Consider the following 12,166-nt stretch of genomic DNA (forward strand, 5'->3'; position numbering starts at 1 on the left):
GGGTTTTTTTGTCCTGCCCAAAACACCTCCGTCGGGGCGCAATGCGCCTCCTCCCCTTAATTACAAGTTAATCTTCCTAACTGCGAATTCCCAGCATCATTGCAATAACTGAAAATCACGGTAATGGATTACCCAGGTGGTACAATGGTCTTTCATTTTCAATTATATTTATAAACAACAACCAAACCAAAAAGCCTTATGTTCATAGGACATTTTGCCGTTGGTCTTTTTAGTAAAAAAGACAACACACTGCCATCACTGGCCATGATGTTTATAGCCGTTCAAATGCTAGATCTGATCTGGCCTGTTTTTGTGTTATTGGGAATTGAAACCCTTTCCATAGATCCCGGCAATACAGCACTTACTCCCCTGAGTTTTGATTATTACCCCTATTCCCATAGTTTATTAATGGCTCTGGTCTGGAGTGTAGTACTGGGCGTTATATACCTGCTGTATACCAAAAATAAACAAGGTTCCATAATTCTTGGGGTGTTGGTGATGAGCCACTGGGTCCTGGATTTCATTACCCACCGTCCGGATTTGCCAATCTCTCCATTTGGAGATGCCAAAGTAGGACTCGGATTATGGAATCACCCTGTCGCTGCCGTAGTACTCGAGTTATCGCTCTTTAGCCTCGGTGTCTTGCTTTATCTAAAATCTTCAGTCTACAAAAGAAAAACAGCATTCTGGTTATTAATAGTTTTCCTCCTGACGATACATATAATGAATCTGTTTAGTCCGCCGCCCCCGAATACCATGGCCGTAGCCTGGTCGGCAAACCTGGTATGGATCATTGTTCTCTGGGCCTGGTGGATAGAAAAATCACCCTCTAAGAATTCAAAATATCAAACAAAAGAGAAGATATGAAAACTGAAAATCTAGTCTTAAAATTCTATGCGATTACCGTAACCGGAATATTATTATTTGCCCTGTTTACAAGTTTCAAACCGGATGCTAATCAGAAATTCGAGGAAATTACGGTAAAACGCATTAATATAATTGAACCCGACGGCAAACTTAAAATGGTCATCAGCAATGCGGAACGACAGCACCCGGGCATGATGGATGGCAAGATGCATGATAAAAGGCAACGGCCCCCTGGAATTTTATTCTTTAATGAGGAGCAGGACGAAGTTGGAGGCTTAAGCTACTATGGCAATAAAAATGAAGGAGGCAACCAGCTTTTTTTGTCTTTTGATCAGTACAAGGAAGACCAGATCATGCAATTAATGGAATATACCAGACAGAATGGTGAAAACCGCTACGGCCTGCAGTTATGGGAACGGGACAAAGGGTTTACCATGGAAAAAAGAATGCTAATTATGGATTCCCTTGAAAATGCCGGATATAACTACAGACAAAAATTGAATTACCTGAAGGAACTTAATCAGGGAGAACCCTTACTTGAACCGAGAATGTTCGTGGGGAAAAATTACAACGGAGAAACCGGATTATTTATTCAGGATAAATATGGGGTGGATCGCCTGCGCGTATATATCGATTCCAATAATTTACCAAAACTTGAACTTCTGGATGAAAAAGGCAACTTGGTAAAAGATATCTTCAACAAGTAATAATCACCAAAGCCATGAGAACAAAAATCTTCAACTTTTTGACATCCCCCATAGCCGTAATAGTTGTTATTCTTATAACTGCAGGACTTCAATCGGTCAGCGGCAACCTAGCCTATTTTTTCGGGATTATAGTAGCCCTGATAGCTTTGTGGGGCAGTAAATTTAAATGGTCAGAATTCGGGATCAATAAATTCCCATGGCTAAAAACCTGTATGAGAGCCCTGCTGCTAGCAGTTCTGATCTATTTAGGAATAGACTTTATTGTTCAGCCCCTTATTGAACATTATCTGGGCGCTATTGATTTAAGTGCCCTGGACCATATCCGCGGCAGTTTGGTCAATTATCTGATTTTTATAGTGATTATGTGGGTATTTGCTGCCTTTGGGGAGGAGTTCCTATATCGTGGATATTTCATGAAGCGGGTTGCCCTGTTCCTGGGAGATACCGATAAAGCCTGGCTGACCTCAGCTGTGGTCATTTCCGCACTCTTTGGCCTTGCCCACTATTATCAGGGTTTATCCGGCATGATCACAACTGGGTTGATCGGTTTCTTACTTGCCTTAATATTCTATAAAAACCGCAACAATTTGGGCCTGGCCATACTGACCCATGGGTTTTATGATATGATCGGTATTACATTGATTTATTTAAACAAGGAAAGGCTGATTGCTGATTGGATTGGGCAATTTCTTTAAGATATTTGGAACATCCCATTTACCACTATTTAAAGACCAAATTACCGGGGCAAGTAGTCCTGCAGATTGAATTTGCGCATTAAATGGAATAGCAATAAACTATTGTCTTTAATAACAAAAGGAAGAAGTCATGAATTACAAAGTGCACAAAATTGAGGTCAGCAGCCGGAATATGCAGGAAAAACTGGAACAATTTTTAAACACTCTTGAGGGAGAAGTAATCTCCGTAATGCCCAACGTAAGGCCCACTTTTCAGGGAATGGGGGCTACCGCAAAGATTGATTTTCTGCTGGTTGTGGAAAAGACAGGATAGTCCTTTAATTCGGATTTGTTAACCATGGTGTAACAAATCATGGGGTTACTTGTCTTTATTTAAGTGGTGGGGTTGGCCTGTCCAATTCTCACTATTGTACTGATAACCAATTAAAACCACTACAGCATGTCATCTACTAAAAACGAGATCCACCAGATAGAAAAAATTGGGGCCATATCCGGAATTTTGTCAATTCTTATGTACTTCAGCGTTGCAGCCCTTTCATTTCTGCCTGACCCCCTCGCCAGGCTCATTGGATTTACCTTTCCCCTGCTCTGGATTATTTCATTCATGGGATTATACCATTTTCTAAAAAAGGAAGCCCACACGGCAACACTTGAGATAGCTTATATTTTTGGGATTATAGGGGGAGCTCTGGTATTGTCCTTAATAGTCGTACAGGTAGCCAACGGTATGTGGCATCAGGAAGCTTTGGAAACTGCCAGTTCGGAAGAGTCGAAAAAGTTCCTCAGGGCAACTTTCAGGGGTGCAAACAGGGTTCAGGCGGGGCTGGATGTTGCTTTCGACATATTCATTACCATTTCCTGGTTTTTGTTTGGAATTAACATTATGAGAAGCAAGAGCTTTAGTCTTGTCCTGGGCCTAGCTGGATGCCTACTTTCTGCGGGCTTGCTAGTTCTCAACATGATTACCTTCCCCACTGCGCCAGCGGAAGCCGGATTGTTTGACCTGGGGCCTTTTTTTGGTATTTGGGTACTGGTATTCTTCATTTGGTTTACGGTGGTTCTATATAAAAAGAAAAACAATACAGCCTAGACAAACACCAACCTCTATTCATTATGTTCAATATATCAAACAAAAGAATTTTTAATCTAAACAACATTTATAGTCTTTTCCTGCTATTTCTAATTGCGGCTTGTCAGCCCCAATCAAAAAAAGAAAAAACAAGGGAAATCAGCGAAACCATAACAGAAAGTGACGCCGCCAAGGTTACTGTCCTTGGCGTCTTTCACTTTGGAGGAAGTACGGGGGATATGGCTGCCATGCATATGGCCGATCCTTTTGGTAAACGCAGGCAGGATGATATTAAGGAAGTGGTTGCCCAGCTGGCCGAATTTAAACCTACCAAAATATTGGTCGAATACCCTAAAGAAAGACAGGCGCGTTTGGATGAACGTTATCATAATTACCTCTCAGGTAAGGATACCCTTAGGGTAAGTGAAACCCAACAACTGGGATTCCGACTGGCCAAACAATTGGGCCACCCTCAATTGTTTGCCATTGACTACAATGTTGATTTACCTTTTGAAGAGATCGTAGAATACTGCCAGCGGACTGGAAAAATGGGTGAGTTTGAGGAATTTGTTACCCAGATCAAAGATTATGTTGCAAAGGAGAATACCGTCCTGGACACCATGCGGATCGCCTCGTATTTCGCCCGAACAAATACACCAGCCATAGACCAGTTCACGAATGACGTCTATATAGGTAAGGCCTTGAGTTGGGGTGATAGTATCAACGAAGCTGGTGCCAGGGTTGCCTCCACTTGGTGGGAACGGAATTTTATAATTCTTAAAAACATGGCCGAAACTATTGAAAGCAAGGAAGACCGTATTTTAGTTATTATCGGCGCTGGCCATCGGGCCGTTTTACGAAATGCAATTATTGACCGCAGCGATATGGAATATGTGGAGGTTGCAGATTATTTGCACTGACCAATAACTCCTGCTACATGATTGCCATAAATACCCCACCACCGGTAATCATAAAACTTATACACTTATCTCAAAATAAGTCTGGCTTTATGTAAATTGTAAATGACAATATTACATGAAGTGGGTATTCACCGAATTAGCTTATCGATCATGGTACTGCTATTCTGTAATGGATGTAGTTATCAGGAAAGAACTCTGCCTGAACTGAAAGAGCCTGTTCTGGGCATGGAGTTCATTCTTATACCTAAAGGGGAGTTTCTGATGGGGGCCAATGAGTGGAGTGATGACACCTCTTCAACTCCAGTACATGAAGTCATCATTTCAGGTGATTTTTGGATGGGGAAAAAGGAGGTCACCCAAAGACAATGGCAACAAATAATGGGGGATAATGAATTACATCCGGAAAAGCCCTCACCTTTCCGAAATGAAGACCCTAATTATCCCGTGGTCTCTGTCTCTTACCTGGATGTGCAAACATTTCTGGGACGGCTTAATGATTTATCAGATAAATTTCACTTTCGTCTCCCTACAGAAGCCGAATGGGAATATGCCTGCAGGGCGGGAACAACAACACCATTTTCATATGGTATGCAGTTATCGGATACATTGGCAAATTTTAATGCCACAGTAGCGTCCGTATACTCAGCTTTTGGAAAATTTACAGGGCATCCTCAACCTGTGGGAAGTTATGCCCCAAATGACTGGGGTTTACATGATATGCATGGTAATGTTTGGGAATGGGTCAGCGACTGGTACGCTCCATACCCAGAGGAAGCCCTGACAGACCCTAAAGGCCCAGCAGACGGGACAGAAAAAATAATCAGGGGAGGCAGCTGGTATTTTGGAGCGGATAATGCAACGTCCTTTAAAAGAAAGACCCATGAACCCGGATTATGGGGGTTTTCAATAGGATTCAGGATTGTATGCGAAAAAAAGGATTGAATAATAAAATTCAATAAACCCACACTTAAACAACCAACCATGGAAAACAAAAAACGCGTCTTTGTAACTGGCATCACTGGCAATCAGGGCTCTGCCCTTACCCGGCACCTCCTCGATATGGGCCATAAAGTTATTGGCTTAACTCGAAATGTGAACTCAGAAAAGGCCCGGAACTGGAAAAAGCAGGGGGTTACTCTTGTTCAAGGCGATTTGGACTATCCTGCCTCCTTTGCCCAGGAAATGAACCAGGCCGATGCCATCTACTTTTTTCAGGCCTTGCAAAAAAAGAAGAGTGAAATACAACAGGCCAAACGGTTTATTGATGCATTGGAACAAGAGAAAAGCAACCACCTGGTGTACTCCTCGGTTGCCGGAGCAGATTTAAAAACAGGAATCCCCCATTTTGAAAGCAAGAACGAAATAGAGCATTACATCAAAGCAACTGGATTAAACCATACAGTCCTGCGCCCTGTATCTTTTTTCGAGAACGACCTTATCCCGCAGGCCGCCAGCAGTATCAGAAAAGGGAAGTTTACAACACCCCTGAAAAGATCCTGCAAACAGCAACTCATTGGGGTAGATCATATCGGAAAGATCGCCGCACAGGTAATTTCTCAGCCTGAGAAGTATTCAGGTAAAACACTGACTATAGCCACAGACCAGTATCAGATTTCAGATATCCCCAAGCTATATGCGGAAGCCATGAACAAACCCGTCAAGTACAAAAAGCTACCTGGTCTCATTGTTCGGTTGGCCATGGGTGCCGATTTGCATAAAATGTTTAGCTATATGAATAAGCATAATTTTTGTCCGACTGAGGACATAAATGCGGTTCGGAAAGAATTTGGTATTGAAGGGGATTATAAGAGCTGGGCTAAGCAACATTTTGGTAAGGGATAAGATTGATTTATCTTCGGAAAAGATCCTGTTTTTAAGCGTATATGACCCTTAAAACTTGAATTATGAGACCATCGCGGCTAATCGTAATTTAAGGCATATCCGTTTGCTTATTTTCCTAACTAAGCCTACCCACATCCGCGCTTTTCTATATCATTCCCATGGAAAATTATGCGTATCTTTAAGTGTAAAATAGGTGGAAAGGTTCAGGCTGCTCTTTTTCCCACATTAACCTCTTTAAGGCATCCTCTGCAAAAGGCACACCTGCGGTTTTCCTGACCTCAGACCTTATGTTCTGTTCATTAACTCGCTGGTTTCGTGAATTACAAAAAGTTCATAGGAGAGCTCAAAAGGCGGAAAGTTTTCAGATCTGCAATTACGTATTTGTTGGCAGCATGGGTTATTGCCCAGGTATCAGATGTGGTACTTCCTACCTTCAATGTTCCGCCTTATTTTATGAAGGTTTTGCTCTTTGGTTTGATTATTGGCTTTCCAGTCATCCTGGTGTTTTCATGGGTATATGAGATTTCCCCTAAAGGAATTAGAAAAACAAAGAATCTTCCCTCTGAGGAAACGGATACTAAGACATCAGGACCAGCAACCCTACATGCCAAAAAAAAGCTGGCAGTATTGCCCTTTCAGAACATAAGCCCCGGCGGAGACACCGATTATTTTAGTGATGGGTTGACGGAAGAGATCATTGTACGCCTGTCCGGAATTAAAGAGCTTGATATCGCTTCAAGGCGTACCTCCATGCAGTACAGAGATTCCGATCTGGACATTCACTCCCTGGGCATGGATTTAAACGCAAGATATATCCTGCATGGCACCGTACGCAAGAATAAGGACGACATAAAAATATCCACAGAGTTAATTGATGTTGAAAAGGATGCAGAGCTATGGGCGGAGATATACAGTGGCAAAATGACCGATGTGTTTGCCATCCAGGAAAAAGTAGCTAAAAAAATTGTGGCATCATTGCAACTAAAGCTGAGCCCGAAGGAAAAAAAAGCGCTGAACAAAAGAGCAACATTAAACAGCAAAGCCCACGATGCAAACCTCAGGGCCCGAGAGTTTCTCCTCAAATACACCAGGAGCTATCTCCTGCTGGCTGTTGATCTTTTTCAGGAAGCAATTGAGCAGGATCCTGAGTACGCAGCTCCTTATGCCGGTATGAGCGAAGCATGTGGACTCCTTTATGAAACACATGACCGGAACCCCAAATGGCTTGAGAAAGCAGAAGAATCGGCACTGAAGGCCCTAATTTACGATCCTGCTTCCTCTGAAGCTTACAGTGCGCTGGGATTGGTTTATTATAATAAAAAATTGCTCAATGAGGCTCTCATCGCCACCCAGAAGGCCATTTCCTTTGATACCGATAATTTCTTTGCTTATTGGATTCGGGGACGGCTCTACAGAATAATGGACAGGGACCATGAAGCTATAGCAGACTATAATAAGGTGTTGGAGCTATACAGCGATTTTCATTCCGCCTATGGGGACCTGCAAATGTCCTATGAAAAGTTGCAGGATAAAGAAAATCTGCAGAAAACCATAGAAAGGGCGGCATCATTCTATCCTTCTTATCTCAAGCGCAATCCGGACGACGCCAGGGCACACCAGTTTTATGCTTTTACCTTACAACGACTAGGGCGAGTGGCTGAGGCCAGAGATGAGATGTACAGGGGGATCGAGCAAAACCCGGACGACCCGATCATTGTCTATAATGCCGCATGCTTTTATGCCCTGATTGGCGATTATAAAGCGTCTATTGAAAACCTCAGGAGGGCCATAGATAATGGTTTTGGAAACTATGAATATATCCGGCATGATCCGGATTTATACTGCCTGAAAAACGAGCCGGATTTCATTGCCCTAATACAGGACAAATAGTTTTTTAAAAGGCTGCAAGCGCCACCTCGAATGGTTTCAACAGGTCTTTCCCTGCTACACCATATAAATTTGTTAACTTGAACGGAATAAAACATGGAATATGGCAAGCTGTGCCGTATCCAAGCCGACAACCAACCAAATGAACAAAGCAAAATTTTACGGAAACGCTTACATCTTTCTGGCCATCAGCCTGGTCATTATAGCAGTAGGTTTTAGTCAGTCCTACTTCAGCAAACTGGATGAAATGGCATTCCCCTACCACCTCCATGGGATAAGTGCCTCCCTTTGGATGATCCTGCTGGTAACCCAGCCTTATCTGTATAAAATCGGAAAGATCAAACTCCACCGCAAACTGGGGTGGGTCTCATTGATCCTGGTGCCCCTGATTGTGATAGGAGGAGTGATAATGATAAAATCGATGATAAACAGACAGGCTTTTTACCCTCCTGGTTCTGTCTATAAATTGGCATTTATTGATGTTGTTACACTGTCATCATTCATAGGAATCTATGCCCTGGCTATTTATCATAGGAAAAGGCTGAAGTTACATGCCCGGTTGATGATCATTACTATTTTTGGTCCTCTGTTGCCAGCATTGACCAGGGTTTTCTTTGTATTTGGCCTTGCTGATAATTTCAACTCAGCCCTCACCTACTCTTATTTAATAATTGAACTGGTCCTTCTCTACATAATTTGGCGCGAAAGAGAAGCTAAGGAAATGAGTGTTACCTACCTTCCTTTTCTACTGTTTATAGTGGTACAACACATACTAATGTATTACGCAGGTGGATGGGAATGGTGGGTATCGACCCTTAATTATCTTACCGGTTACTCTGGCTAATGAGGTTAAAATTGAACTTAGTTATACCTGATAGAACTTGATCCAAATGACTGAAAAAGATAAAATGCTCAATGGGGAAAACTACAATTCCAGGGATCCGGAATTGCTGGGTATATACCATAAGACCAGGAAACTCCTGCAGGAATACAATACCCTAGATTCTGAACTGACCGAAGAACGCGGGTACATTCTGAAAAGTTTGCTGGGTCAGGTAGGCAAAGGGGTATGGATTGAAACACCTTTCTTTTGTGACTACGGTGAAAACATCTCCATTGGAGCAAATACTTTTATCAATACCAACTGCATTTTCCTGGACAACAATGCCATTAGCATTGGAAAAAACGGACTTATTGCGCCCTATGTGCAGATCTATACAGCAACCCATCCACTAAAAGCCTCAGAACGGATCCTGAAAGATAAGAATGGATCCCGCTACCTCACTTCAACCAAACCCGTGTCCATTGGAGACAACGTCTGGATTGGAGGCAATACCGTTATCTTTCCCGGGGTGGAAATAGGGAACAATGTAACCATTGGGGCGGGCAGTTTAGTAACAAAAAGCCTGCCGGATAATGTACTGGCCTTTGGGAACCCCTGCCGAATTATAAAACAACTTTAAACCAACACAATATGAGACAGTTTCACTTATTTATAATCCTCGCTATATGCCTTATACTGGGCTGTAAACAAAATGTACCTTCGGAAAACGCTGAAAAGGCTACCAATGAAATCTATACCGGTCCTATTATCGATATGCACTTGCATGCCTATACAGAAGGCGACGGTATGCTGGGGATTACGCACCCCCCTACCCTTCGCAAACAGACTTTCCAGGGAGCAGCCACTGCAGAAGAACTCAAAAAAGAGGTCATGGCAAGATTTGAAAAATACAATATTGTCAAAGCTGTAGTTACTTCAGGAGAGCTCTGGATAAATGATGCCCCGGACAAAATTCTGATTGCGAAAGCCAATCAGCCTGCAGATACGCTTCGCCAGTGGCACGAACAGGGCAAATTGCAAGCCATTGCGGAAATGGCGCCCTTTTACGGTGGTATAAGGGCAGACAATCCCTCTCAACTACCTTATTTCAAACTGGCCGAAGAATTGGGCATCCCGGTGGGGTTCCACATCCTGCCTGGTGGCCCTAATGGCGGCTTCCACCTCATGCCGCAAATGCTCGGGGGCATGCGCGTTTACAATGCAGAACCCGTTCAACTGGAAGAAGTTCTGGTGAGCTACCCCAATCTGAGGATCTATGTAATGCACGGGGGCTGGCCCTATGTGGAAGATATGAAAGCCCTGATGTATGCCCATCCTAATGTATATGCCGATATTGCGGTAGTGAACTGGATACTGCCGGAAGAAGAACTATACGCTTTTCTAAAACCGCTTATCACAGCTGGTTTCGGAGATCGCATCATGCACGGCACAGACCAGATGGTATGGCCGGAAACCATGGATGTGGCCATAGCCTCCATCAACAATGCCGATTTCCTTTCCCTGGAAGAGAAAGAAGATATCTTCTATGACAATGCAGCTACCTTTTTAGGGCTGAGCGAGGAAGAAATTGCTAAACATAAGAGCAAGCAACAGGAGTAAAACAAGCCATTAATGAAATCAACTATATTCATCACATGCCTGCTTCTCATGGCAGGCTGCAAGCAGCAAATCAATACCAAAACAGGAGAGGAAAACAGTGAAAAATCCACAGAGGAGGTTAAAAAAAAGCGACCAGTTTCCATAGAGAATGGTAAATTCTTCGAGCAAAATGGACAGAAAATGCTCTACGGAGGAGAAGATCCGGACCAGCATTTCAACATAAGTGGATATTCCCTAAAAGATGAACAATTTCATTATGGCATAGGCAGGGAAGCCTTTCCGGCTTTACTGCAACCGGAATTCATCACGGTAGAAGAAGCCAATGAGGTCTGGGCAGACAGTACGCGCTTTCTCGTGGCCTATGCGGGAGATGAAGTAAAGGCCTATTCCGTGCCAGACCTGATCCGGCACGAAGTGGTCAATGACGAGTTAAACGGACAACCAATAATGGCCGTGTATTGCATACTGGCCGATCTCGGGGCTATTTATGAGCGTAATTACGGGGATACGGAGCTAACCTTCGCCCTGAGCGGATATACCTATTACGATGAAGAAGTCTGGGATGGCCTGGATGGATTCATCCTCTGGGACCGGGAAACTGAAAGCCTCTGGTGGCCATTAATTGGCAAAGCAGTTTCTGGTCCTTTGAGAGATGTAAGACTCCTTGAAATGGACAACAACAAATGGAAGGACGTAAAATGGAAGGACGTAAAAGAAAATTATCCGACTGCACAGGTCTTGAAATCAGGGCAGGACTTTGAACGGCCCACACAATGGCCTGCCCTGGAAGATGTAACTCAAATCAGGGAAAAGTATATCAGCAATAGTGAATAATTAAGTAAGACATAATGAATAAATATCTTACCTCTTTTGTAATTTGTGCTCTGTTGATCCTTACCTCCTGCAAGGACAACAAAAAAGAAAAACCAGTCGATCAATCAAACCAAATTGATGAAATGACCTATACTTCAGGTGAAGAGAAATACCAACCGGGCGACAATTGGAAGCTAGCCTGGGCCGATGAATTTGAATCTGAAACCATTAACCCTGCGAACTGGACTTTTCAGGTTGAACCGGCCGGCCGTTTTAACGACGAATGGCAACGCTATACAAACAGCAGTGAAAATGCCTACATAGAAAACAATCAGCTGGTGATTAAGGCTATTCACAAAAGCGATGAACACGGTATGGATCAATACACCTCGGCTCGCCTGAACACCGCTAATAAACAATCCTGGAAATACGGAAAGATAGCCGCCCGGATCAAACTTCCTTATGGGGAAGGTATCTGGCCGGCCTTCTGGATGCTGGGAGCAAATATAGATGAGAACGGCGGTGATACCCCCTGGCCACAGTGCGGGGAAATCGACATCCTCGAATTATACGGTTCCAAGGATGACGGCGCTATTGAAGTAAACCTCCACTATGCAAATAAAAAAGGAAGGCACGCCAGTATGGGTGCAGTAACCTACGAACTGCAGGAAGGCCGGTTTGCCGATGATTTCCATATCTTTGAGCTGGAATGGGACCCTAAGAAAATCTCATGGTTTATGGATGGTAAAGAAATCACATCCTTTCCCATTGACTCCGAAGAACTGTCGGAATTCCACAAGGAACACTTCCTGCTACTGAACATCGCCGTAGGCGGAAAATGGTCTGGCAGGCCCGATGATACGACTACCTTTCCGCAATATATGTATGTAGATTGGGTAAGGGTATATCAGAAATAAAATCAA

General features: G+C 43.4%; 14 protein-coding genes. All 14 read left to right on the top strand.

Features of this window, described 5'->3' with window-relative positions; genetic code table 11:
- Window positions 1–198 precede the first annotated feature (198 nt).
- Window positions 199–867, top strand: coding sequence for a metal-dependent hydrolase (locus tag OO016_RS00715; protein ID WP_266010104.1), 669 nt, complete (start codon window positions 199–201; stop codon window positions 865–867).
- Entirely contained in the window at window positions 864–1,574 is a 711-nt protein-coding gene (locus OO016_RS00720; protein ID WP_266010105.1) for a hypothetical protein, read from the top strand. Before OO016_RS00715 ends, OO016_RS00720 begins: the two co-directional genes overlap by 4 nt.
- Before the next feature lie 14 nt (window positions 1,575–1,588).
- Complete coding sequence (locus OO016_RS00725) at window positions 1,589–2,269, top strand: CPBP family intramembrane glutamic endopeptidase (RefSeq protein ID WP_266010106.1); 681 nt, start codon at window positions 1,589–1,591, stop codon at window positions 2,267–2,269.
- 130 nt (window positions 2,270–2,399) lie between these two features.
- A complete protein-coding gene (locus tag OO016_RS00730) occupies window positions 2,400–2,582 on the top strand; it encodes a hypothetical protein (RefSeq protein ID WP_266010107.1) in 183 nt (60 codons plus the stop codon).
- A gap of 126 nt (window positions 2,583–2,708) precedes the next feature.
- Complete coding sequence (locus OO016_RS00735; RefSeq protein WP_266010108.1) at window positions 2,709–3,359, top strand: hypothetical protein; 651 nt, start codon at window positions 2,709–2,711, stop codon at window positions 3,357–3,359.
- A gap of 23 nt (window positions 3,360–3,382) precedes the next feature.
- Window positions 3,383–4,258: a DUF5694 domain-containing protein gene (locus OO016_RS00740; protein ID WP_266010109.1), complete on the top strand. Its 876-nt coding sequence runs from the start codon at window positions 3,383–3,385 to the stop codon at window positions 4,256–4,258.
- 102 nt (window positions 4,259–4,360) lie between these two features.
- A complete protein-coding gene (locus OO016_RS00745) occupies window positions 4,361–5,200 on the top strand; it encodes a formylglycine-generating enzyme family protein (RefSeq protein WP_266010110.1) in 840 nt (279 codons plus the stop codon).
- A gap of 39 nt (window positions 5,201–5,239) precedes the next feature.
- Window positions 5,240–6,100, top strand: a complete 861-nt coding sequence (locus OO016_RS00750; protein ID WP_266010111.1) for an NmrA/HSCARG family protein — start codon at window positions 5,240–5,242, stop codon at window positions 6,098–6,100.
- A 315-nt stretch (window positions 6,101–6,415) separates the two neighbouring features.
- Window positions 6,416–7,990 carry a TPR end-of-group domain-containing protein gene (locus tag OO016_RS14450; RefSeq protein ID WP_266010112.1) on the top strand — a complete coding sequence of 525 codons (1,575 nt, stop codon included), beginning with the start codon at window positions 6,416–6,418 and terminating at the stop codon, window positions 7,988–7,990.
- A gap of 139 nt (window positions 7,991–8,129) precedes the next feature.
- The gene (locus OO016_RS00760) at window positions 8,130–8,831 is read left to right on the top strand and encodes a hypothetical protein (RefSeq protein WP_266010113.1); all 702 of its coding nucleotides are present in this window, start codon (window positions 8,130–8,132) and stop codon (window positions 8,829–8,831) included.
- Between the two features lie 46 nt (window positions 8,832–8,877).
- Window positions 8,878–9,450, top strand: coding sequence for a sugar O-acetyltransferase (locus OO016_RS00765; RefSeq protein WP_266010114.1), 573 nt, complete (start codon window positions 8,878–8,880; stop codon window positions 9,448–9,450).
- 11 nt (window positions 9,451–9,461) lie between these two features.
- Window positions 9,462–10,430, top strand: a complete 969-nt coding sequence (locus OO016_RS00770; RefSeq protein ID WP_266010115.1) for an amidohydrolase family protein — start codon at window positions 9,462–9,464, stop codon at window positions 10,428–10,430.
- A gap of 12 nt (window positions 10,431–10,442) precedes the next feature.
- Window positions 10,443–11,264 carry a DUF3179 domain-containing (seleno)protein gene (locus tag OO016_RS00775; protein WP_266010116.1) on the top strand — a complete coding sequence of 274 codons (822 nt, stop codon included), beginning with the start codon at window positions 10,443–10,445 and terminating at the stop codon, window positions 11,262–11,264.
- Between the two features lie 14 nt (window positions 11,265–11,278).
- Complete coding sequence (locus OO016_RS00780) at window positions 11,279–12,160, top strand: glycoside hydrolase family 16 protein (RefSeq protein ID WP_266010117.1); 882 nt, start codon at window positions 11,279–11,281, stop codon at window positions 12,158–12,160.
- The last annotated feature ends 6 nt before the right edge of the window (window positions 12,161–12,166 follow it).

This window comes from Lentiprolixibacter aurantiacus, assembly GCF_026241225.1.
GTDB lineage: Bacteria > Bacteroidota > Bacteroidia > Flavobacteriales > Flavobacteriaceae > Lentiprolixibacter > Lentiprolixibacter aurantiacus.

What these genes read in the sequence shown, in the direction of transcription:
- OO016_RS00735 (WP_266010108.1), top strand. Translation starts at nt 2,709, where the DNA reads ATGTCATCTACTAAAAACGAGATCCACCAGATAGAAAAAATTGGGGCC.
- OO016_RS00740 (WP_266010109.1), top strand. Translation starts at nt 3,383, where the DNA reads ATGTTCAATATATCAAACAAAAGAATTTTTAATCTAAACAACATTTAT.
- OO016_RS00765 (WP_266010114.1), top strand. Translation starts at nt 8,878, where the DNA reads ATGACTGAAAAAGATAAAATGCTCAATGGGGAAAACTACAATTCCAGG.
- OO016_RS00760 (WP_266010113.1), top strand. Translation starts at nt 8,130, where the DNA reads ATGAACAAAGCAAAATTTTACGGAAACGCTTACATCTTTCTGGCCATC.
- OO016_RS00775 (WP_266010116.1), top strand. Translation starts at nt 10,443, where the DNA reads ATGAAATCAACTATATTCATCACATGCCTGCTTCTCATGGCAGGCTGC.
- OO016_RS00745 (WP_266010110.1), top strand. Translation starts at nt 4,361, where the DNA reads ATGACAATATTACATGAAGTGGGTATTCACCGAATTAGCTTATCGATC.
- OO016_RS00720 (WP_266010105.1), top strand. Translation starts at nt 864, where the DNA reads ATGAAAACTGAAAATCTAGTCTTAAAATTCTATGCGATTACCGTAACC.
- OO016_RS00780 (WP_266010117.1), top strand. Translation starts at nt 11,279, where the DNA reads ATGAATAAATATCTTACCTCTTTTGTAATTTGTGCTCTGTTGATCCTT.
- OO016_RS00750 (WP_266010111.1), top strand. Translation starts at nt 5,240, where the DNA reads ATGGAAAACAAAAAACGCGTCTTTGTAACTGGCATCACTGGCAATCAG.
- OO016_RS00730 (WP_266010107.1), top strand. Translation starts at nt 2,400, where the DNA reads ATGAATTACAAAGTGCACAAAATTGAGGTCAGCAGCCGGAATATGCAG.
- OO016_RS00725 (WP_266010106.1), top strand. Translation starts at nt 1,589, where the DNA reads ATGAGAACAAAAATCTTCAACTTTTTGACATCCCCCATAGCCGTAATA.
- OO016_RS00715 (WP_266010104.1), top strand. Translation starts at nt 199, where the DNA reads ATGTTCATAGGACATTTTGCCGTTGGTCTTTTTAGTAAAAAAGACAAC.
- OO016_RS00770 (WP_266010115.1), top strand. Translation starts at nt 9,462, where the DNA reads ATGAGACAGTTTCACTTATTTATAATCCTCGCTATATGCCTTATACTG.